General features: G+C 46.2%; 1 tRNA gene and 1 rRNA gene. Both read left to right on the top strand.

The features are described 5' to 3' along the window. A 16S ribosomal RNA gene (locus NA624_RS23025) occupies window positions 1–74 on the top strand; the annotation flags it as partial. A gap of 85 nt (window positions 75–159) precedes the next feature. Next, window positions 160–235, top strand: a tRNA-Glu gene (locus tag NA624_RS23030). The last annotated feature ends 148 nt before the right edge of the window (window positions 236–383 follow it).

The following is a 383-nucleotide window of genomic DNA, read 5'->3' on the forward strand; positions in this document are numbered from 1 at the left end:
CTTTGTGATTCATGACTGGGGTGAAGTCGTAACAAGGTAACCGTAGGGGAACCTGCGGTTGGATCACCTCCTTACCTTAAAGAAACGGTCTTTGCAGTGCTCACACAGATTGTCTGATGAAAAGTGAATAGCAAGGCGTCTTGCGATTGAGACTTCAGTGTCCCCTTCGTCTAGAGGCCCAGGACACCGCCCTTTCACGGCGGTAACAGGGGTTCGAATCCCCTAGGGGACGCCACTTGCTGGTTTGTGAGTGAAAGTCACCTGCCTTAATATCTCAAAACTGACTTACGAGTCATGTTTGAGATATTTGCTCTTTAAAAATCTGGATCAAGCTGAAAATTGAAACACAGAACAACGAAAGTTGTTCGTGAGTCTCTCAAATT

The sequence above is a fragment of the Salmonella sp. NW38 genome (genome assembly GCF_051807745.1).
GTDB classification, from domain to species: Bacteria; Pseudomonadota; Gammaproteobacteria; order Enterobacterales; family Enterobacteriaceae; genus Salmonella; species Salmonella enterica.